The sequence below is a fragment of the Bdellovibrio sp. BCCA genome, from assembly GCF_037996825.1.
Lineage (GTDB): Bacteria > Bdellovibrionota > Bdellovibrionia > Bdellovibrionales > Bdellovibrionaceae > Bdellovibrio.
Window position 1 is genome coordinate 3,324,525 of the sequence record NZ_JBBNAC010000001.1, and the last position, 21,102, is coordinate 3,345,626.

The 21,102-nt window shown below is 46.0% G+C and carries 17 protein-coding genes; 9 read left to right on the forward strand and 8 right to left on the reverse strand.

The genetic code is table 11. The features are described from left to right. Positions 1–113 precede the first annotated feature (113 nt). The 4 genes from AAAA78_RS16040 (at position 114) to AAAA78_RS16055 (ending at position 5,067) form a co-directional block, all read left to right on the forward strand. The gene (locus tag AAAA78_RS16040; RefSeq protein ID WP_340593092.1) at positions 114–275 is read left to right on the forward strand and encodes a hypothetical protein; all 162 of its coding nucleotides are present in this window, start codon (positions 114–116) and stop codon (positions 273–275) included. Between the two features lie 40 nt (positions 276–315). Then, the gene (locus tag AAAA78_RS16045; protein WP_340593093.1) at positions 316–1,149 is read left to right on the forward strand and encodes a S1 family peptidase; all 834 of its coding nucleotides are present in this window, start codon (positions 316–318) and stop codon (positions 1,147–1,149) included. A 120-nt stretch (positions 1,150–1,269) separates the two neighbouring features. After that, entirely contained in the window at positions 1,270–2,487 is a 1,218-nt protein-coding gene (locus tag AAAA78_RS16050; protein WP_340593095.1) for a hypothetical protein, read from the forward strand. Positions 2,488–2,499: 12 nt separating this feature from the next. Further along, positions 2,500–5,067, forward strand: a complete 2,568-nt coding sequence (locus tag AAAA78_RS16055; protein ID WP_340593096.1) for a hypothetical protein — start codon at positions 2,500–2,502, stop codon at positions 5,065–5,067. Positions 5,068–5,084: 17 nt separating this feature from the next. Here AAAA78_RS16055 and AAAA78_RS16060 read toward each other — a convergent pair whose 3' ends face one another. Beyond that, complete coding sequence (locus AAAA78_RS16060; RefSeq protein WP_340593097.1) at positions 5,085–5,480, reverse strand: DUF721 domain-containing protein; 396 nt, start codon at positions 5,478–5,480, stop codon at positions 5,085–5,087. 22 nt (positions 5,481–5,502) lie between these two features. Here AAAA78_RS16060 and trmFO point away from each other — a divergent pair, with 22 nt between their 5' ends. Then, on the forward strand, positions 5,503–6,825 hold the full coding sequence (gene trmFO, locus AAAA78_RS16065; RefSeq protein WP_340593099.1) for a methylenetetrahydrofolate--tRNA-(uracil(54)-C(5))-methyltransferase (FADH(2)-oxidizing) TrmFO: 1,323 nt from the start codon (positions 5,503–5,505) through the stop codon (positions 6,823–6,825). 28 nt (positions 6,826–6,853) lie between these two features. Here trmFO and AAAA78_RS16070 read toward each other — a convergent pair whose 3' ends face one another. The 3 genes from AAAA78_RS16070 to AAAA78_RS16080 all read right to left on the reverse strand — a co-directional run bounded on the left by AAAA78_RS16070 (position 6,854) and on the right by AAAA78_RS16080 (position 10,169). After that, a complete protein-coding gene (locus AAAA78_RS16070) occupies positions 6,854–7,657 on the reverse strand; it encodes a S1 family peptidase (RefSeq protein ID WP_340593100.1) in 804 nt (267 codons plus the stop codon). Between the two features lie 188 nt (positions 7,658–7,845). Further along, positions 7,846–8,460 carry a thymidine kinase gene (locus AAAA78_RS16075; protein ID WP_340593101.1) on the reverse strand — a complete coding sequence of 205 codons (615 nt, stop codon included), beginning with the start codon at positions 8,458–8,460 and terminating at the stop codon, positions 7,846–7,848. 74 nt (positions 8,461–8,534) lie between these two features. Next, on the reverse strand, positions 8,535–10,169 hold the full coding sequence (locus AAAA78_RS16080; protein WP_340593102.1) for a hypothetical protein: 1,635 nt from the start codon (positions 10,167–10,169) through the stop codon (positions 8,535–8,537). Between the two features lie 268 nt (positions 10,170–10,437). On the opposite strand from AAAA78_RS16080, the gene mltF reads away from it, so the two are divergent. Then, positions 10,438–11,817 carry a membrane-bound lytic murein transglycosylase MltF gene (gene mltF / locus AAAA78_RS16085; protein ID WP_340593104.1) on the forward strand — a complete coding sequence of 460 codons (1,380 nt, stop codon included), beginning with the start codon at positions 10,438–10,440 and terminating at the stop codon, positions 11,815–11,817. Here the strand turns inward: mltF and AAAA78_RS16090 are convergent. From AAAA78_RS16090 to glmU, 4 genes are all read right to left on the reverse strand, one after another. Next, the gene (locus AAAA78_RS16090; RefSeq protein WP_340593105.1) at positions 11,798–13,063 is read right to left on the reverse strand and encodes an APC family permease; all 1,266 of its coding nucleotides are present in this window, start codon (positions 13,061–13,063) and stop codon (positions 11,798–11,800) included. The two genes, mltF and AAAA78_RS16090, sit on opposite strands and share 20 nt — an antisense overlap. An 85-nt stretch (positions 13,064–13,148) precedes the next feature. Further along, entirely contained in the window at positions 13,149–14,537 is a 1,389-nt protein-coding gene (gene dbpA / locus AAAA78_RS16095; RefSeq protein WP_340593106.1) for an ATP-dependent RNA helicase DbpA, read from the reverse strand. Further along, positions 14,530–16,416: a glutamine--fructose-6-phosphate transaminase (isomerizing) gene (gene glmS / locus AAAA78_RS16100; RefSeq protein WP_340593107.1), complete on the reverse strand. Its 1,887-nt coding sequence runs from the start codon at positions 16,414–16,416 to the stop codon at positions 14,530–14,532. The genes dbpA and glmS overlap by 8 nt, the downstream gene beginning before the upstream one ends. Positions 16,417–16,423: 7 nt before the next feature. Continuing rightward, entirely contained in the window at positions 16,424–17,818 is a 1,395-nt protein-coding gene (gene glmU, locus AAAA78_RS16105) for a bifunctional UDP-N-acetylglucosamine diphosphorylase/glucosamine-1-phosphate N-acetyltransferase GlmU (protein ID WP_340593108.1), read from the reverse strand. 57 nt (positions 17,819–17,875) lie between these two features. Here glmU and AAAA78_RS16110 point away from each other — a divergent pair, with 57 nt between their 5' ends. Genes AAAA78_RS16110 through AAAA78_RS16120 form a run of 3 tightly spaced genes read left to right on the forward strand, consistent with a single transcriptional unit; the run spans position 17,876 to position 21,098 of the window. Continuing rightward, positions 17,876–18,571 (forward strand): M14 family murein peptide amidase A, encoded by a 696-nt coding sequence (locus AAAA78_RS16110; protein WP_340593109.1) that lies wholly within the window; start codon positions 17,876–17,878, stop codon positions 18,569–18,571. Next, complete coding sequence (locus AAAA78_RS16115; protein ID WP_340593110.1) at positions 18,571–19,254, forward strand: HAD hydrolase-like protein; 684 nt, start codon at positions 18,571–18,573, stop codon at positions 19,252–19,254. The genes AAAA78_RS16110 and AAAA78_RS16115 overlap by 1 nt, the downstream gene beginning before the upstream one ends. After that, positions 19,242–21,098: a PAS domain-containing sensor histidine kinase gene (locus AAAA78_RS16120; protein WP_340593111.1), complete on the forward strand. Its 1,857-nt coding sequence runs from the start codon at positions 19,242–19,244 to the stop codon at positions 21,096–21,098. The genes AAAA78_RS16115 and AAAA78_RS16120 overlap by 13 nt, the downstream gene beginning before the upstream one ends. The last annotated feature ends 4 nt before the right edge of the window (positions 21,099–21,102 follow it).

A 21,102-nucleotide genomic window follows, 5' to 3' on the forward strand; every position in this document is an offset into this window, starting at 1 on the left:
AAATCCCTTTTCCGAGTCCCGCAGATTTTGTTTTCGTAAGATTCTTGCACATGGTCTTGAAGAGAGAAAAACGTGAGTAGTGAAAGCTCTAACGCTTCTTTACTGTTGAATTCATGGAAAAGATCATGCAAACAACAGTCGTCGTCATCACTTTGTTATTAACTCTTCAAGCCACTTGCTTTGCGGCAGACTTCCAATACGTGGTGAAGAAGGGCGTTCTTGAGCCGCCAAGAATGGGCACTATCAAACTTTTTGACAGTTCACTTCCAAGATAAAAGCTCTTGGCTTAGTTGCGATTTTGCAGGCAAGCTTCGCATGAGAAATTTGCTTGTCCTTGCCCTCTTATTGTTAAGCGCTTGTGAAGGTTCCAATTCCCGAAATATGGTTCTTTCGGCAGATAAATCGGACTCTATCGTTGGAGGCCGCGAAGTTCCCTATGCCGATCCTATCACGCAAAAAGTTCTCAATTTTAAAGTTCTTTATGATAGACACGAAGTTACAACAGAGAATGCCATTGAAATCACATGGAAAGCGTTTCAATGCACGGCTGCTGCGATTGCTCCGCGAATTGTACTGACAGCCGCCCATTGTCTTTCCGAAGTCGCAGATATCAATCGCATCGAACTTCCAACCGTAGACGGGAAAACGGAATATTTTAAAGTTATAAAAGTCGTCCCCCACCCTGACTACGCCAAAGATAAAACTTCAGATCTTGCTCTTCTGCATTTGGAGTTAGCTCTTCCAGAGCAAGTGGAAATTTTAGCTCTTCCGACAAAAGAAAATCCGTTGAATCTTACCACGATCAAAGCCGCTGGCTTTGGTCGCACATCCGGAAGAAAAGATGTTGCTGCCGATGGTGGAACTCTTCGCACTGTGGATTTGAATGTTGTAAATTTTAAACTCGATGATCAAACCTTTTACGTCGACCAAACAGCAGGTAAAGGTGTTTGCCAAGGAGACTCTGGCGGCCCGGCCATGCTGGATATCGGTGTCAGCACTTACCTTGTCGGCGTGGTTTCAAAGACCCGTTTTATCCCCGACGCTAACGGAGACGCTCCCGATATCTGTAATTACCGCGGTGAGTACGTCAACATTCAACATTATTTAGATTGGATCGTGCCTGAAATGGAGAAGCTTTCTCTAGAGTAAACACTCAGTGTTTTTGCTCGCTTGGGTGCAAAATGACTGGCACAAATTTAGCTCACATTTTCCTGATAACTTTCAATTTCGTTTTTGGAGACGTTAGAAACAGATTTGAAGAGGTTTTAGGTGAAACGGTCCGCTGTTCTCGTAACAATTTTGGGATTGTTGGGTTCATTTTGCGCCCACGCCTTGACGTCGACAAACGTTCTTCCCGAGGGAATTAACAGTCCGTCTTTCCGTTTCGGTATGATTGATGGGATTGATCAGAAGTACACTGAAAACGGAACTCTGATGAATCTCGGAGATTATAAATCTGTCATCTTCGACGCTCCTCACCTAGCAAAGTTCAATCAAGACGCCAAAAAACTCATTGAAGCTTTGAACCGTTTTGGCTCGCACAGCCTAGGAGATAATTTCAACCTGGGAGTTTTGCGTGTTGAGACGATGCCGAAAGTAAAATATTTCGCGCCGGTCTTCGCCCGTGGCGTGACTTCAAAATGGACTCTGGGAGTAGGACTTCCGATCGTCAGTTATGAAAATAAAATTTCTTTGTCTCAGCAATTTTCAAATATCGAATATTATCGCGCGCAGTTTTCAGGTCTCAGCCCTGAACTCGATGAAGCGTTAAATACAAATCTAGGACAAGCCACGAATCAAACCTTGCAACAAAAAGGTTACAAGGCTCTCACCAACCGCAGTGAATCTTTTTTGGGCGACGTGCAAGTCGCAAGCGTATACAAATTTTATGAAGACAAATCTCAAGCGATTATTTACCAAGCACAGTTGAGTATTCCGACGGGACCTCAATATGATCCAGACGACCTCGCGGCGTTAAATATTTTTGGTCGAACAAATGTGAACAACACCATTGCATATTCGAAACAGTTGACCTCACGAATTTCAGTTGTCCCTTACCTCTCTTATATTCTAAATATCCCCGATCAGATCACGGCCCGTGTTCCGACAAATGAAGATGACACACTTCCTGATGCCAACTCAAAGGAAGACGTGAAAAGACAACTCGGCAACACAACGACCTTGGGTGGAAATTTGTTTTATGAACTTAATGACAGTTGGACTTTCGGCGGCGGTTACGAATACGCCACGAAGGATGAAGATCACTTTAGCGGTTCAAAAAATTCCCGCTATGATCTTTTAGCGCTCAATACGGATATGAAAGCGCAACGGGTGAAAGCCGAAGTGTCTTATAGTTCTGTGAAGTCGTATTTTAAAAAGACCGCTTTGATTCCGATGATTGTTTCAGTGGAAGTGTCTGACGTCATTGCAGGAATAAACGTGGAAAGACAATTGGTTCAAGAACTTAATTTGATGATGTTCTTCTAGAGGGGTTGAAGAGTGAAAAGGTACATCAAAATTTTATTATCAACGACAGTTCTGGTAAGTGCCTGCGCACCTAAGGTCGAAGAACGTCGTTTCGATGCACCGACAACGTCGTTTGGCCCACGCTCTGCAGATGCCGATGTAACATCAGGTTTAAAAGCTTTTGATTCTTCCCCTGCTCAACTTTCCTGGCAGGCTTCTGTTCCGACGGCTGTTTATTTTCAACAAGCTGAAAATCTTGTAGCTCTTGGGAAACTCACACACAATGAGGCTTTAACAAACAAAGGCCTTCAGTGGGTTAAAAATTTCTATCAGCAGCCCCAAACCACCAACTATGTGGATTTAGCACAAAGTCCTTTTGCGGCTCTTGCCGCAGCACAAACGCAGGAAGAAGTACAAAAAACTTTGAATGAAGTTTCAACGGAACTTGAAAGATCCCGCAAAGTTTTAAGAGAGAGTATTTTAGCTTTGGGAAAAAGCTATTTATGGCCTCAAAAGCCCGAAAGCCTTGCGAGTGTGCTTCATCATGCCGAAATCTTCACAAGCATTGTGCTAGATAATTTAAATAACATGGACTTGCCACAAATGATTTCTAAGGGAGTTCATGATGAATTGATCGCACAGACAGCACCTCTTTTTAAGGACGTGCACGTACTTTTAGCCGAACTTGAAAAAACAAAAACGCTCACTCAGTCTTTAAACCTCGTCGAAAATGCGATTAAAAAATTTGAAGTTGAATTAACGCCTGAATTAAGTAAAAGCCTTAAACAAGGCCGTCAGATCGCGCAGGGCCTTGATGCCATTAGTGACGAACCTCAAACGGGCCTTACTGTTCTTGTCGATATTTGGAGAATTTTAACTCCGGAGGAGCAGGCGCTTTATTTTAAACCCGTGAACGATGACCTCTATGATTTCTTAACAAAACAAGACGCCAAAGAATTAGACTGCCTTCGCCGCGATGGTTGCTCTGGCGGGATCTTTAAGGGCATTGCCAAGAAACTCTTCATTCTTCCTAAAATTAAAAAATACGGTTTAGATCAACTGCAAGCGCAGATGAATGAAAAGACGCGCGGTTACGTGATTGAACAAATCCAAGCCTTTGCACAAACTTTTGTCGCACAGATCCCACAGACATTTGCCGATAAGATCGACGCGGGACTTGTCAGCAAAGCTGGTGAGCTTCTTTCTGTTCAAAAAAACTACGCAGACTATATCAAAACGCTTCTGGCTAAGTGGGGGCAAAAAGTTTTGCCAACCTTTAAAGGCCAAGTTTCTGGTTTTGAAGTTTCCAATGTCAAAGTAGATATCTCTGCAAAAAATAAAATGTCTTTGCAAGGCGTAGGCACTCTCTCCGATCTGAAAGCGAATACGGCCGGAACCTCGATGATGGCCAATACTCTCTTGCTTGAGCATAGCTCCCCGGCGGAAGCGTTGAGCTTGCAGTCAGCCCTTTCTCAAGTGAATAAATTAATCAGTATTGGCGGGTATCGTGACGATCAAAATAAGTTGATTCCGGCGTTGCTGTCTCCCGTTGAACATGAAAAGAAGCCTTTGGACTTAATGAACCTCACGGCATCTTTGATTTCCTACCGCATTCCCGACAAGATTCGTATGCAAGATGCCTTTCATGCAGATGAAAAAATGGTTTACGAAAAGAACTTCTCTGCCGCTGCTTATGCAGAACAAATCAAGGGCCTTAGCCACATGCTTCGCCTGACCGCCGACTGGAAAGAGACCAACTTTGATCACATCCTTGGAAAAATCAAAGCTCAGGAATTAACGGAAGAAATTCAATCGGAAGCTCTAAATCGCTCTTTATTCCCAAAAGACATGCTCTTTGCTTTAAACATCGGTGACGTGGCGGTTCTTCTTCAAGACATCACGAAAAAGGCGACACCGGTTTTTTTACTCACTTTAAACAATAACGTCTTGTGGGCCGATCAATACTCAACAAGCACTGAAACGGCGGTCATGGCCGGCATCGTAGATATTAAGGATGGTCGCAAGTCGAATGTCGTTCAGGCTCAAGATGTCGCAAGATTTTTGTTAGCCCTCGCGGATTTCCTCAACGCTACAGAAGGTGTTGAAAATACGAAGTCTTCCATTTTGTTAGAAAAAGATGCGCAAGGGCAGGCTCCTCTGGATGCACTTCTTGAAGGACGTCGTGATTTGAAACTGCTGGTTGTGGCACTGGCTAATTTTATTTCCAACCAACTGATGACGAAAAAGTCTTTGTTGCAGGCGCATTATTATTTGAACGAGAAAGAGCGCTCGAACAATCCGGAGTTCTTAGTGGAAGAACAGATTTACGGAATCCGCGCCCTCCTAAAAGCCTGGGAGATCACAAAACTAGACGCTTATCTTTGGTCCGCTCAAGAAATTTACTTTGCGATGAATAAAGAGCTTTATAACTCGAAAGAACGTTTTTATATCAACGGCGACGGTTCAAAGCTCGACTTCCCTCAAAAGGTGAATGCGCTTTTAGCTCTTATGGAGTTGAAACCCCACCTTCCGAAGCCGAGTCAAGTTCAACTTGAGAAGATTTCAACTCCCTGGTTGAAAGCATTAGAAGACCTACAATAAAAAAAGGAGAAGTCTTCTTAGTCGTTGTCGCCTTCCGGAGCGATTTTTTGGATCATCTCACGAAAACTGTTTTGATCTGAGTTCGGAACTTCGCGGCGGTCCAAGGTGAACTTGATATATTTTACAAAGTTTCTCTCAAATTTCTGATTGATGGTGTCGCGAATGTGGTTCCCCATAAAGCTCATTTGCTGCATCCAGGTGGAGTTGCGCACCCAAACGTACAAGGTCCCTCTTTGAAAGCCCACAGGTTCGGCGTTTTTGGCAATTGTAGGACCCACAACCTCTTCCCATTTTGCCCATAATTTCCAGCGCATAAACTGCTCGGACAATGGCGACTTGCCATTTTCGAAAAGACTCTGTAGTACTTCCGAGCCGATAGATAATTTGCCTTTGGGTTTCTGATTGGAATCCATTAAGAAAAGGTCTACCACAAAGATGACAAATTTCACTCAAAATCAAAAAATTACAGTCGTTGGCGCGGGGCTCGCGGGCTCGGAATGCGCTTTACAACTTGCTGACATGGGTTATCAGGTCGTCCTTTACGAAATGCGCGACAAAACTATGACCCCAGCGCATAAGACAAATAAATTTGCAGAGTTGGTGTGTTCAAATTCTTTTGGCAGCTTGGGCGAACATTCAGCTCCAGGACAGCTTAAGTGGGAAGCGCAAAAACTGGGTTCGCATATCCTTAAGGCTGCTTTTGAAGCGCAAGTTCCTGCGGGACAAGCTTTGGGTATGGACCGCGAGGTTTTCTCTGCGGTCATGACAGAGAAAGTTAAAAATCATCCGCGCATTGAAGTTCGTAACGACGTTGTTAAATCTTTGGATGAAATTCCTCGTCCGGCTGTGATCGCAACAGGTCCTTTGACTCACGACGATTTAGCAGAAAGCATGCGCAAACACTTTGGCGACGAGTTTTTGTATTTCTTTGATGCCATTGCACCGATCATTGATGCGGATTCTATCAATACAGAAATTGCGTGGAAGGCCGATCGCTATGACAAGGGCACGGGTGATTACTACAACTGCCCGATGAACAAAGAAGAATACAATCGCTTCATCGAAGAAATTAAAAACGCACGCAAGATCGAACCCAAAGATTTCGAAAAGACGGATTTCTTTGAAGGCTGCATGCCGATTGAAGTGATGGTGGATCGCGGACCTCAGACATTGCGTTTTGGTCCGATGAAGCCGATTGGTTTGGATGATCCTCGCACGGGCCGTTATCCTTGGGCCGTCGTGCAACTTCGCCAAGACAACAAAGAAGGCACGGCTTACAATATGGTGGGCTTTCAAACACGCATGGCTTACGGTGAACAAGTGCGTGTCTTCCGTATGATCCCGGGTCTTGAGAACGCTGAGTTTTTGAAACTAGGAAGCATTCACCGAAATCTTTTTATCAATTCTCCCAAGAGATTGAATAAAGATCTTTCAAGCAAAAATGATCCTTGGTTGTTCTTCGCAGGACAAATCACAGGCGTGGAAGGATATTTTGAATCTACTTGCACGGGTTTGATGGTCTCTCGCTTCTTACATCAGAAATTGCAAGACCGTCCGTTCTCGCCGCCTCCGCGCGCAAGTGCCTTTGGATCCCTGCTTGAAGCGATCACAGATCCGACAAGAGCTGAACACTTCCAACCAACGAATATCAACTTTGCCCTTCTTCCTCCCCTTGCGGAAAAAGAAAGAGACAAAGAGCTTCGCAAGAAAAAACAAATTGGTTTAGCCAGAGAAGCGCTTGAAAGTTGGCAAGCATAAAAAAAGCCCGGGTCTTCCGGGCTTTTCTTTAACGAATCGACATCAAAAATTCAGATGTCTTTTTAATCCACGGCAAATAAGCGTCCACGCGAGAGTAAATGGAATTGTTAGGACATTTTGCCGTAATCACTAAATCTAATGCGTCTCCGCGACTGGCAACGGCTGCCAAATACAACTTCCCATCTTTCTGAATGTAAGCAGGCCCGCCCGAATCGCCTTGGCAAACACCCTTGCGAGTTGATTGCGCCATCATCAGTTCCGTTTTTCCAAACTGAGCCTCTTTGACATTCAAATTGGTGGTGCGAAGAACGCCGGCTTTATTTCCAAGCCATGCGGAGCTTAAACCGTATCCTGCAACGACTGCCTCTGTACCCACTTGAAGATTTTTAAAGTCACCATACAGAGGAGCCGGAGCATAACCCGCAGGCAAGTCACCCGTGATTCGAACTAACGCGATATCAGCTCTGTCTTGTTTTTTGCTATTGTCGAAGTCTTCGTGTTGCAAAGCTTTGAGCGCATAACGAGAATTATAGGCATTGATCTCTTTCATATCTTGAGTGAAAAACACCAAAAGCTCGTGAGAGCCCGGAACCACACAATGAGCCGCCGTTAGAATCAACTGCGAAGAAATCAAAGTGCCCGTGCAAAGCGATCCGGTCATCTCATCAAGAAGACCCACTGTCGAGCGCGCAATTGGAGAAACCATGTTCACCTTTTCACCGCCCACAACACCGCTTTGCGAATCTTCCGAAAAAATTTCCGAAGAGTTTTGTCCTGCACACGCCGACATCATCGTCGCCGCCATCAAAGCCATCGTGAGTTTTTTGACCATAGATCACCTCTAAAGAGTGACCTAGTTTTAACAGTTTTTCAGAGGGAAAGGTGGAAAAAGATAGAAAGTGACAGACTTTGTTTCTGTCGAAAACTTCGTCACCATCAGAGAGAATTATTGCGTTTTAGAAGAAGATTTTCAGAAGGAGAAGCGTTTCTTTCATTCAAAGAAACACTTCCATCAAAAGACTAAGCAAGATCTGCTTCGCGTTTCAATTTCCAATCGAGTGTCGGCATGTCCACTTCAGGTTTAAAATGCTGACGGCAACGAGCTTCATAAGCATCGTGAGTTCCGACCAGAACTTGGCCGTCTCCACCAGAAGTACGTTGAGTGCGACTTGCCGTATTTCCACAAACAACACAAACGGCGTGTTGCTTTGTCACGCTTTCTGCAATCGCCATCAATGTCGGCATAGGTTCGAAAGGTTTTCCCTGCCAGTCTGTATCAAGGCCTGCGATGATCACGCGAAGACCACGGTCCGCAAGGTCTTGAGCTACCTTCACAAGATTTTGCGAGAAGAATTGTCCTTCATCGATACCTACCACTTTGGTGCCGGGCTTAAGGTGATTCCAGATTTCATCTGCATCGTTGATCGGTAAAGAATCAATCGTAGTCAGATCGTGAGACGTCACAGCCATTTCGTTGTAGCGTTTATCGATGATCGGTTTAAAAACTTGAATTTGCTGACGCGCGAACTCCGCGCGACGCAAACGACGGATCAATTCTTCGGTTTTTCCACTGAACATGGAACCTACAACCACTTCGATCCAACCTCTGGCGTGAACATAAGAAAACTCAGACACGGTAACCCCTCAGTTCGTTGTCTTCATCGAAATCACGATCAAACAAACCACCGGGAGAGTCAATCAGGGACGCATTAAGGCATGAGGTTTGAGCTTTCGTTTTGATAACGATTCTGAATTTTAAGCCAAATGTTTGAGTGCGGACCCGTAATACCATCAGGTCCGCTAGCTCCGTTGGGATAACGGCGATCATTTTGGCCGCCAGGTAAAAACTTTTGCAACTCTTGGGAAGAGGCCGAGTTTCCACCCACGCGTTGGGCGCCATTCGCATTGGCCATAGCATTAGAGCCCGAGCCATTTCCGTAGGCACCGTAACTGCCACCTCCACCACCTCCGTAGAAGCCACCAAGAACACCGTGATCATTGCCATCTCCGGCATTCGCGACACCACGACCGGAAGCCGAGCCCCCACCACCGCTTCCACCCGCAGAACCTCCCAGAGCTTCGCCGCCTTGACGGCCTTCCGCGACAGTTCCCGGTCCACTTGAGTTCAGTTTTCCTTGCGTGACCGAAGGAGTACCAAACATGTCTCCGCCACCGCCGGAAGCTTGTGAAGCCGCACGGCCCGAAGGATCTGTGCTTGCAGCTATGGATTCTCCTCCGGCTTTTTGTTCAGCTAAAGTGCACGTGCGAGCGTTTGGATCCTTCTGACAGATGCACACACGATTTTCAGCCGCCGCTGTTGGATCAGAGCAATCAACGGGATTGGCGCGACTGCAACCTGGATAAGACGGAGTGGCTTTACAAAATTCAGGAGCATTGGCAGCAAGACCACCGTAAGTATCTTCACGACATCCCGCTGAAACGGTCAGAGCATTACCGTATTCTTTAATCGCTTTTTCTGCCTCAGTAATTTTTGTATCGAGTGCTTCACACTTTGTTCTATTTCCAGAAACATTGTTTTGATACTGCGACATCGCTTCTGAAACTTGTTGCGATGTTAAATGCGGGAAGCACGTCGAAGATCTTTCAGAAATGAACGTGTTCACTTTCGCACAGCTATCAAAACAAGAATTCTGAGCTGCTTTACATCTTGATCGATAAGCCGCCACTGTTGCATTCGCGGCCTGACTGACTTTCGCCATTTCTGTGCAAGACTGCGTGATACTTGCGGCGGCTGTCGCTCCCAAGCGAATTGCTAAATCATTTGTCGAATTTGAGAAAGACGTGAGATCAGAATCATTTTCGCTATCACAGTTTGAAACTGCGATCTGACTTTCGGCTTCGCACTTTTGATACGCTTCTGCAAACTCCGCTTGGCACGCGCGAGACTCTGGTGTGTTGGGATCTTCTTGCGGCGTTGGCGTCGTGTCGTCCACGGTGGGAGTTGTGCTCGCCGTTGTCATCGTTGGTGTCGGAGTCGCGGAAGGGCGAGTTCTTGTCGAAGCCGTCGAAGTTCCCGCACCATTCATACAGGCATCAAACGCTTTGGTTCCAATAATCAAACCTTGCGCCTGGCATTTTTTAAACTGTGGATTGTCGGGGTGATAACGCTGAGTCATGCTTCCGTCACTGCGCTCAAGAACACCCCCGGTGGTCTTTAAGCAGGTTTCGTACTCCTGACCGCATTGGGTTTTGTCTTTACTCTTTTTCAGGCAGGCGTTCAAACTGGGTTCGCAATACTTCACCCCGACAAACGGAGCGGTATGGGCTTCCAACGAAAGGCCGATAGCAAAGGCTAACGAGACAATAGCAAGCCACGATTTCATAAGACCATTCCCCTGAAAAATAGACGAACTGCTATTTACTTTTCGGAATCTTTGCTCCTAAACATGATCTTTTTTAGGGTCTGCGTCAGATTTGTGAGTTCTGTCTCAGTTTGTGACGCCTGCCTGTAACTCCCCATGGGGGTTGAAGATTTTTCCAAAGAGGTGCCGATTTTCTGCAAGAACTGTCGATTTTTCATATTTTTAAGGGTCCCTGAAGCTCTTAATCCTTGCCCCTGCTCCGCACCATCAGGTAGCTAGGCCGAACGTTATGGGTAGGATTTTAAGATTTCGACAGAAATTAACCCGCGCGTTCCTTGTCGGAGCGTTGGGTGTCACCACCATCGCCATGAATGGCTGCGATGCCATGTATTGGGATGAACAGGAGAGCCTCGCCAAGGTTCAGTCCAAAGGTGAAGTCGTCGTCCTTACCACGCAAAGTCCTCTTATATATAGTAAGCCCAAACGTGGCGACGCCTTCGGGATCGATCACGATCTGATGGAAAGTTTCTCGCGCCACTATAATATTAAAATACGCTACGTGGTTTTACCGGATGAAGAGTCGGTGGTCCGCGCGCTCTCGAAGGGTGAAGGCGACGTGGCAGCGGCCCGATTGAGGACTCCTCATAATAGTATAGGCTTTTTAACAAGCCCGGCCTTTGAAGAAACTTATTTAAGTCTTTACTGTCACAAGAAATCGCAAGTTCAAAATATCAAAGATTTGAACGGCAAAAAAATCGCTCTCCTTAATAAAGATAACTACTTAGGACTTTCCGAACGTCTTCGTCAGCTTTCTCCTCAAGTTCAGTTGGAGATCCTTGAAAATACGAAAACTCAAGATTTGATCGCGACTCTTCCGCAGGGAAAGAGTGATTGCGTGATCGCAGAAAACTTCAGCGGAGATTTCTACACTCGTTATCACACCCAAGTTGAGAAAATCGCAGCGTTAACAGAATCTTACTCTTTGAGTTGGCTTTTGACTCCGGACAATCAGGATCTTTTGCGCTTGATGCAGTCTTGGTATCAACAAGCCTCGCGCGAAGACGAAGTGATGCGTGTGCTGGATCGTTATAAAACTTATCTTGCGCAATTAAATAAGCGCGACATCGCGAAGTTCTTTAAAAAAATTCGTTCGACGTTGCCGATCTATAAAGACGCTTTTAAAGAAGCCGCTGAAGAGCATCACCTTCCTTGGCAATTAGTAGCTTCCGTCGCTTATCAAGAGTCGCATTGGAATCCGGATGCGCGCAGTTTCACGGGTGTTCGTGGTCTGATGCAATTAACAACGGACACAGCAGATCACGTGGGCATTGAAGATCGCACCGATCCTTTGCAAAGTATTTGGGGCGGATCAAAATATCTGCGCTACTTGTTGGATAAAACACCTGCGAATTTAAATCCCAAAGATCGTTTGGCTTTAGCACTGGCGGCTTACAATATCGGTCTTGCTCACTTAAAAGATGCTCAGAAGCTTGCAGAGAAAATGGGTCGCAATCCTTATTCTTGGCGCCACTTGCGTGAAGTGTTGCCGTTACTTGCAGATCCTGAATACGCGGCGGAGCTGGAGTACGGTCCCGCGCGCGGTTACGAGACTGTGGATTTTGTGGAACGTGTGAAGTCCTTCTACAATCTCATGAATTCCGCCGGCTAAAAAAGTACACCGACGTCGTCACCACAAAAACAAAAGCTCCCAAGAAATAAACTTCTTTTTTAAAGAAGAATAAAAAAGCTATTGAAACCAAAGCCGCGAGTCCCGTCAGTACAGGAAATTTACCTATGGAAAACGGCACTTTGAAGAAGCGCTCTTTTTCTGGTTCAACAAAACGCAGATGAATCAACGCTAAGTTAATGACCGAAAACGCTAACATCGTCGCAAAGGAAGAGGCGCTAGCCACGACTTCAATCCCTCCGACCGGTAACAAAGTTAACGCCAAGATAAAAACGGTGACGGAGGCCATCCACGGGGTCGACCGTTTCACAGAAATTTTCCCAAACAATTTCGGCAGATCTTTCTCGCGAGCCATGCTAAAAATCACGCGACTGGTAGAGAGCATTGAAATAAGAACCGTGTTGGCCGTCGAGAATATCGCAATTCCCCCTAAAGCCTTGGCAAGAAACGGATTTGTTTTTCCCGCAATGTCACTTAAAGGTGCGTCACTCATGGCTAGTTCTTGCGGCGATCCTAAGGCCAGCGCCGCTAAACTCACCAACAGATATAGAACCGTCGAGATCGCAACGCTGATCAATATCCCCTTGGGAAGCTCCCGAGGTTCACGAGTTTCTTCAACAAGATTAACGATGTTCTCAAATCCGAAATACGCAAAAATAACAAGAGCTGCTCCTGAAAAAACAGCGCCATTCAAGGTGGGAGTCGATAACACTTTTCCAAAGTTCTCTGATTGAAACCCCAACCCAATAAACAAAATCAGTCCGGCAATCTCAATAAAGGTGAAGACAATATTCATCCAACTGGATTCTTTGATTCCGATGATATTTATAACAGTAAAAACAAGCAGAATCGTCATCGTGGTGAGAGTTGCCGGCACAGAAATAAACTGTTGCAGATATCCGGCAAAGGCCATAGCTACGGTTGCCGCCGTTGAAATCCCTGCAAAGACCATCATCGAACCGCAAAGAACAGCGAGATAAGGCAATCTCGGAAAAATATTTTTTAGATAAATATATTCACCACCCGTTTGCGGGTAAAGAGACGCCAGCTCTGCGTAAGAAAGAGCCGTCAATGCGGCACACAAGGCCGCGAGCAAAAAACTTACCCATAAACCTTCTTGCGCAACTCCCGCCGCTTTTCCAATAATAGAATAAATACCGGCGCCCAGAATCATACCGATTCCGTAAAAAATAAGATGGGGAAGACTGAGCGCCTTTTTCATGGGCATGTAAATATCTTAGCAAACCAAAAAGCCCTCTTCATCAGGGAATTTTTTGTTTTTTCATTATTCAACGCTGCAGGATAACGCTGTCTTAAGCAAAGTAGCTCTTAAACTTCTTCCCTTTGATTTTTGTTGTCTGCAATTTCTGCAAGGCCTTTTCGGCGGCAGACATCTTGATCGCCACTAAACTAAAGCGTTCGTGAATTTCAATTTTCCCGATTTCCGTTGCAGGAACAGCACCGGGTTCTGCTGTCAGCGCTCCCAAGATATCACCGGGTCTGAGCTTATCGATTTTTCCTCCAGAGATCTGAATTGTCTTGGCTGTCGTTTTTTGAAACTCGGGTCCCAAACCATGCTGATTTTCAAAACCTAAACTCTGACGAATCATTTTAACGCCCGTGGCTTGTTCAATCTCCATAATTTTAAGAGCTTCAAGAGAGGTTGCGATGGTCACCGCCGTGCCCAGACGACCGGCTCGACCCGTGCGACCGATACGGTGTATGTAAACTTCGGGACTGACCGGAAGGTCAACGTTGATCACTAGCTCTAGCATTTCGATATCCAGGCCGCGAGCTGCCACATCCGTGGCCACTAAAATCCGTCTGCTGCCATTACGAAAAAGAGCTGTCGCACGATCACGTTCTGGTTGTGTCAGATCTCCATGCAAAACCTCGCTGCTCACCTTCATGCTTTCAAGCTTTTGACCGATTTCATCGACTGTGGATTTCATGCGGCAAAAAACAAGAGTGCAGGCAGATGGATGGCGCTGCAAAACCCGAAGAAGCGTGTCGATCTTTCGAGAGGTCTCTGCTTCATAAAGATACTGTTTAATTTGCGGAGAGGCCTGGACATCCTTATCGATGGTGACTCGCTCTGCATTTTTCTGATATTTGCGACTGAGTGCCTCGATGGACTCTGGAAATGTCGCAGAAAAGAAAATGGTTTGTTTTTTTGCTGGAAGCTCGTCAATGATGGCTGTCATTTCGCCAGCAAAGCCCTCCTCCAACATACGGTCGGCTTCATCTAAAACTAAAGTGGTTAGCCTAGCAGCTTGAAAATGATTTTTTCTTAGATGCTCCAAAGTACGCCCTGGAGTTCCAACAACCACGTGCACGCCGTTATTCAACGCTTGCGTTTGCGGTGGATAAGGCTGTCCGCCGATCAGCGCCACGGTTTGCAGTCCCGGGAAAGCTTTTGAAAACTTACGACATTCTTTTAAAACTTGGTCGCATAGCTCTCGGGTTGGACAAAGGATCAACGCTTGAGGTTGGCGCAGCTCAATCTGAATTTTCTGTAAAATAGGAATGATAAAGGCAGCGGTCTTGCCGCTGCCTGTGTGAGATTGCCCAATGACGTCTTTGCCTTGAAGAAGAAGCGGAATACTCGCCGCTTGAATGGGTGTCATCTCAGTGAAACCCATCTCTTCAATCACGCGCAAAAGACCGGCAGTTAAATTAAGAGAACTAAAACTTTTATTCAACTGTCACTGACTTTGCGAGATTGCGCGGTTGATCTACATCGTATCCCAAGCTGCACGCCAGATGATATGACATCAGCTGAAGCGGAATCACTGTCAGAATTGAGTTCACTGTCCAATGCGCTTTTGGAATCGCAAGGTAGTACTCACTGATCGCGCGCAATTTTTCGTTCTCGCCTGTTCCGATGGAAATCACTTTTCCACCGCGAGCACGGGCTTCTTCCAAATTGCTGATGGTCTTTTCGTAAAGGTGATCTGTTGGAGCCACCATCACGATCGCCATGCGCTCGTCAATCAACGCCAAAGGACCGTGCTTCATTTCTCCTGCCGCATACCCTTCGGCGTGCATGTAAGCCAGTTCTTTGAGTTTTAAAGCCCCTTCCATCGCAATTGGGAAGCTTGTGCCACGGCCCATGTAAAGGAAGCCGCGGAAAAGTTTTAATCCTGAAGCGGCCTCTTCAAAATATTTGTCATAAGCCAAAACGCCTTCCATCTGACTTGGAACAGCGAGGATCGCTTTAACCAATTCTTTTTCTGTCGCTTCATTCATTGTACCGCGAGTGCGCGCAATCGCAATCGACAAACAATGAAGAACAGCCATCGTGCTAGTGAAAGCTTTTGTCGAAGCCACGCCGATCTCTGGACCGGAGTTCATGTACAAGTGACCGTGAGCTTCGCGATCAATAGTCGAGTTTCTGACGTTGCAGATACTCAAAGTTGTCGCACCCAATTCTTTGGCCATGCGAATCGCCGCCAAAGTGTCCGCCGTTTCACCACTTTGAGAAATTGTGACAACCAAAGATTTTGGTGGAATCACAGGATTGCGATAACGGAATTCACTCGCGATATCCACTTCGACAGGGACTTTTGCAAGTTGCTCGATCAGATATTTTCCGACCATACCGGCATAATTACTTGTGCCGCACGCAATGATGAAAACGCGGTCGATGTTCTTAAATACTTCCTGAGTTTTTGCCCAGTCCGCCTTGACATCAAGCTCTTCTAATTTCTGAACAGGTTGACCGCCAAAGCCGATGTTTTTCAAAGCGACAGAGAAGTTTTCAGGATTGACGTGCGGTTCAATCGCCGCTGCGACAGCGCGCGGTTGCTCATAAATTTCTTTAAGCATGTAATGAGCGTAGCCCTGCTTTTCCACCATCTCTGGATTCCAGTTCAGTTCCACGATCTTTTTTTGAATCGGGAAACCATTGGCAGAGAAGAATTGCACGTCGGCACCTTTGATATTCGCGATTTCGCGATCTTCAAGATACACGAATTGTTTTGTGTACTGGATCAAGGCTTGAACGTCACTTGCCACAAACACTTCTTTAGCACCAAGACCCACAACAAGAGGTGGGCCGTCTTTGAAGGCCACCAAACGATCTGGCTCCTGTTCCCACATCACAAGAATAGAGAATGCGCCACGGATTTTTTGCAAAACACCTTCAACGGCTTTGAAAAGATCTTTCGTCGTTTCAATCTCGTTGGCGATCAAATGCGCCACAAGTTCAGAGTCTGTGTCTGACGTGATTTCTGCCCCTTGAGCCAAAAGTTCTTCGCGGATCTCAAGATAGTTTTCGATAATCCCGTTGTGCACAAGATTGATTCCGCGCACTTGGTGAGGATGGGCGTTTCTTTCAGAAGGCTTTCCATGAGTCGCCCAACGAGTGTGACCAATACCAATATGGCCATCGAATTTTTCGCTCGTCAGTTTGTCTTCAAGAGCTTTTAATTTCCCTTGAGCACGCACGCGCTTGGTTTTGCCTTGATCCAAAATCGCAACACCGGCGCTGTCATAGCCGCGATACTCAAGTTTTTTAAGACCATTGATAATAATATCTTTAGGGTTTTGAGGGCCTAAATAGCCGACGATTCCGCACATGCTTCACCTACTCTTTTGTCTCTGACTCAACGGCTTTAGGAGCGTAGTTTTCTTTTACAAACTGCTTTCCACGAGCCACGGCCAAAGCTTTTGCTGGTACGTTTTTAGTGATCGTTGAACCTGAACCGATAATAGCATCATCGCCAATTTCAATGGGAGCTACGAATTGTGTGTCACTTCCCACAAAAACACGGTTACCGATCTTCGTTTTATATTTCTTTCTATCCGCAGCGTAGTTGCATGTAATCGTGCCGCAACCCACGTTGACCTCTTCACCCACTTCAGCATCGCCCAAGTATGTTAAATGTCCTGCTTTTGATTTTTTGCCAAACTTCACTTTTTTCATCTCGACGAAGTTTCCGACGTGAGCTTCTTCCATGATTTCTGTTTCAGGACGCAAACGAGCGTAAGGTCCCACAGAAACGCGGTTGTGAAGTTTTGAGTTTTCCAAATAGCTTCCCCCGCGCACTTGCACGCTGTCCGCGATTTCTGAATCGGAAATAAAACAATTAGATTCAATCACGCTGAAAGAACCGATTTTAGAACGACCGCGAATGAACACATTCGGATAGATCACTGTCCCAGCGCCGATTTCCACGGATTCTTCCACATACGTTGTGCGAGGATCGATCATCAAAACGCCTTCTTCCATCAAACGCAAAGCCTTGCGTTTGAAAATCAAACGAGTCGCTTTTGCCAACTCCACCTGATTGTTCACGCCGACCGCCACTTTCGGTGTCGACTTGATCGCTTGCACGCGGCATTTGTCCTGAATGCAAAGAGAGATCAAATCCGTGATGTAGAATTCTTTTTTGGAATTGTTGTTTTTGATTTGGGGAAGGTATTCCGCAAGTACGGACGCTTTCACGATGTAAATGCCCGTATTGATCTCGTCAATTTTCAATGTGTCAACGGAAGCGTCCTTCGCTTCGACAATGGCCATCAATTCACCTTTGTGCCGAACGATACGGCCGAATTCACCGGGAGCTTTCACAACAGCTGTGACAACCGCAAGATCACATTTTTCATCGCGGAAGATTCGCACGAAGTCTTTGATGTCCGAAGCTTCAATGAGCGGATGGTCTCCGTTCATGATAACAACATCACCTTCGATAGTTTCAGGCTTTGCGCAACGAACCGCGTGTGCTGTTCCTAGTTGTTCATCTTGAACGTAACAAGCGACGTTCATAGGTTCGACCACTTGGCGTACCAAGTTCTGACCGTGACCGACGATCACGCGAACTTCGGCGGCACCAGCTTGTTTAGAAGCTTGAATCACTTTTTCAATCATAGGGCGACCGGCTACGGGATGAAGGACTTTGGGAAGAGGTGACTTCATGCGAGTCCCTTTTCCTGCCGCGAGCGCGATCACCGTTAACTTCTCAGATGCTTTTTCTGACATGTGCGAACTTCCTTTTAAAAGCTTTTCTTCTCTGAAAAAAACAGGCTTAATTATGTCATGCAAGGAAAAATTTTTCACCAAACTTCTTGGGCCCTTACCGCGAAAGGGACACCGATTGAGCTGTATAAAAAATCACACAGTTTGAGTGACTTTTCAGAACGCCCGATTCTCTTTATCGGCGGAGTTCACGGCGATGAACCCGAGGGTGTGCGCTTAGCGCAAGAACTTCTCACATGGCTCAAAGCAGAGGAAACTCGGAATTCTGAAAAAATCCGTCCTTGGCTTCTCATTCCCTGTATCAATCCTGACGGTTACTCTCAAAATCAAAGAATCAACGGCAACGGTGTGGATCTCAACCGCAACTTTCCTTGCCGCGATTGGAGCCCCGACGCCAAAGCTCCTCGATACTACCCTGGCCCTTCGCCTGGAAGTGAGAAGGAAGTTCAGGCTTTGGTGAAACTCATTGAGGACGAAAAGCCACAGCTCATAGTACACTTTCATTCGTGGGAGCCTTGCGTTGTTTACACCGGTCTTCCTGGAAAAAAGGCGGCTGAAACTTTGGCTACCGGAACCGGATACGAATGCCGGGAAGACATCGGCTATCCCACCCCGGGAAGTTTGGGACAGTTCGGATGGATCGAACACCAAATCCCCGTAATATGTATTGAAGAGCAGGAGCACATCGATTTGAATTTGGTATGGCCGCATTTTAAAACGGGCCTTGAGATGCTGCTCACAGGAAAGAATTCTTGATGACGAAGTACAGATCCATCGCTTTTGATTTAGACGACACGCTGCTCGACACATCGGGATTGTTAGTCCCTATGGCGTCGCGCCGAGCGTGCGAAGCGATGATTGCAGCGGGCCTGCAATGCAGTTTGGATGAGTGCCTGCAAATGCGCCACGAATTAGCTGCGAATTTATCTCACACTGAAATCTTCACGCAGATCGCCGCTCGTTATGGAACAAATCAAGAGGGCAAAGCCATTCACGATGCCCTTCAAGAGTTTTATAATCCTTTTGTGCCGGCTCATTTGCCGATGCTTCCCTATTCATTGGAAAATCTTGAGACTTTAAAATCGCGCTATAATTTGTTTTTAGTGACGATGGGTTCTTATGAATCCCAAGTTAAAAAAATCAAAGCTCTGGGCATCGAAAGCCATTTTAAAAAGATTTATATTTTAAATGGTTTTGTCGGAGAGAAAAAAAATTCCGCGTTCTTAGATATTCTGCGCCTGGAAGGACATCAACCTCACGAATTGCTCAGTATCGGCAACCGTCTTTCAAGCGAGATTCGTGACGGCAAACGCGCGGGAGCGGACACCTGTTACTTTGCTTACGGTGAACACGTTGGAGAAATTCCCCAGTTTCCCGAAGACCATCCTGATTTCACAATCACTCATCACAAGGACTTGATCCCGACATGCGGACTTTAAAAGCCAGTTTTCTTTTAATTGGCCCTTGGGATCCAAGGCTGCAAGAACTCGGTGCTCACATCGCCACCGACCTTCAGCAGGCGTGGCACTGGATGCAGGACTCCACGTATGATGTTGTCGCTTTGTCTGTGACTTTGATCTTAGGAAAAAGATTTCCGGAATTTTATGAAGAAATCAAACGCTCTTCGCCCGGTATTCAGTTTATCGCCGTTGTGCCGGAAGATTTTTCCGCCCATCAAATGGCATATCTTCACGAAGAGTTTAATTTTTCGCGAATGATGACAAGCTTTAACGATGCGGATTTAGAAACGCATTTGTTTTCGGCTCTCGAAGAAGCCAATCAGCGCAAGCAAGATGAAAACTTGGCTCTTCTTATTCGAGAGCAGACAGCGCAACTAAAGCGTTTGCAAATTGAACTTGAAGAACGTGTGCAAAAAAGAACGAAGTTTTTAACGGAAGCTCGTCGTAAATTGTTTTTAACGAACTCTCGTATTGAAGGCTTTAAGCGCGCCTTGATGGCAGTCCACCAAGCAAGCTCCGTGGGAGAGATTGAACAGTTGCTCAATGACTCCATGGCGGCAACCGTGCAAACTTCGTGGATTCGTTTGTTTTATCATCCGCAAGATGAATTGTTCGCACGCCAGGTGCAGGCGCAGTTGAATTTTACTCAATTGCAGGTCCCTCTTTTTAGACATCACGAAAAAGTGGGCTCGATCTTTTTCTTACGCGCTCCCGATCATCCGTTCACTCGCGAAGAAAGTGATTTTCTGACTCGTGTGGCGGAAGCTGTGGCTTTGGCTTTGGATCGTATTCAGAAATTAAAAGAGTCTGAATCTTTAAAAGAACAATGGGAAGCCACGTTCAACTCCATGTCGGACCCTGTCGTTTTGATTGATACAAATTACGATATCATTCAATCGAACAAAGCTTTGGATGAACGTCTGCGTGAACAGGAAAAAGAACAGACGTCTCGCAAATGTTATAAAGTTCTTTTCAATCGCGACGAACCTTGTCCGGGTTGCCAGCGCGGAAGTAATTTCCGCGTGCAATCGCGCAGCTCTACACCACGAAGTTTTGATGTCTTTAGCCAAAGTCTTTTGCTTGATTCTGATAAGCCTCCGGTTTTCGTGAATCTGTATCACGACATCACTCAGCAGTTAAAAATGGAAAGACAGATTCTTGAATCTGCGAAGATGGCGGAACTTGGAACGATTGGTTCCAGTATCGCGCACGAGTTGAATAATCCTTTGGGCGGTATTCTTTCATTCACTCAGTTAATTAAAATGGATATGAGCCCTGACAATCCTCTTTATCCTGACATTGTGGAGATGGAAGCCGGTGTACAACGCTGCAAAGAGATCGTGCAAAATCTTTTGGGCTTCACTCGCAATCCCAACGCCGATCAAGAAGGCGATGTGAGTTTGAAAGAAGCGTGCTTGCGTGCACTGAAAATTGTTGAACTGCAAACGAAGTCTCAAGGCATTGAAGTGAAATTGCACTTTCCTGGTGAAGACATTGCAGTTCGTGGGCATTTAAATTTGTTGGCGCAAGGTTTGAAGAACGTTCTGCAAAGTTCTATCGACCGTGTCACTGATAGAAGTCGCCATGAGAAAGGATTTCGAGGAATTCTCGACATCGAAATTTCTGCCGCCCTAGACCTTGCCCAGATTTTAATCAAAGACAATGGAACTCCAGAAAAAAATCCAAGTCTTCCTATAGGCTTAGGTGTTTCTGTGGCTTCACAGATCCTTCGCGATCACGAGGCCGACCTCGAATTTTCAGCAGGTCCAGGCCAGGAAAATCTGGCAAAAATTTCCTTCTCCCGTCCAGTTTTAAGGTCCTGAAAGC

Coding starts and splice junctions, on each gene's coding strand:
- mltF (WP_340593104.1), top strand. CDS start 10,438: ATGGGTAGGATTTTAAGATTTCGACAGAAATTAACCCGCGCGTTCCTT.
- glmS (WP_340593107.1), bottom strand. CDS start 16,416: ATGTGCGGAATCGTCGGCTATTTAGGCCCTCAAAACCCTAAAGATATT.
- AAAA78_RS16080 (WP_340593102.1), bottom strand. CDS start 10,169: ATGAAATCGTGGCTTGCTATTGTCTCGTTAGCCTTTGCTATCGGCCTT.
- glmU (WP_340593108.1), bottom strand. CDS start 17,818: ATGTCAGAAAAAGCATCTGAGAAGTTAACGGTGATCGCGCTCGCGGCA.
- AAAA78_RS16045 (WP_340593093.1), top strand. CDS start 316: ATGAGAAATTTGCTTGTCCTTGCCCTCTTATTGTTAAGCGCTTGTGAA.
- AAAA78_RS16110 (WP_340593109.1), top strand. CDS start 17,876: ATGCAAGGAAAAATTTTTCACCAAACTTCTTGGGCCCTTACCGCGAAA.
- trmFO (WP_340593099.1), top strand. CDS start 5,503: ATGACAAATTTCACTCAAAATCAAAAAATTACAGTCGTTGGCGCGGGG.
- AAAA78_RS16060 (WP_340593097.1), bottom strand. CDS start 5,480: ATGGATTCCAATCAGAAACCCAAAGGCAAATTATCTATCGGCTCGGAA.
- AAAA78_RS16090 (WP_340593105.1), bottom strand. CDS start 13,063: ATGCCCATGAAAAAGGCGCTCAGTCTTCCCCATCTTATTTTTTACGGA.
- AAAA78_RS16070 (WP_340593100.1), bottom strand. CDS start 7,657: ATGGTCAAAAAACTCACGATGGCTTTGATGGCGGCGACGATGATGTCG.
- AAAA78_RS16040 (WP_340593092.1), top strand. CDS start 114: ATGGAAAAGATCATGCAAACAACAGTCGTCGTCATCACTTTGTTATTA.
- AAAA78_RS16120 (WP_340593111.1), top strand. CDS start 19,242: ATGCGGACTTTAAAAGCCAGTTTTCTTTTAATTGGCCCTTGGGATCCA.
- AAAA78_RS16115 (WP_340593110.1), top strand. CDS start 18,571: ATGACGAAGTACAGATCCATCGCTTTTGATTTAGACGACACGCTGCTC.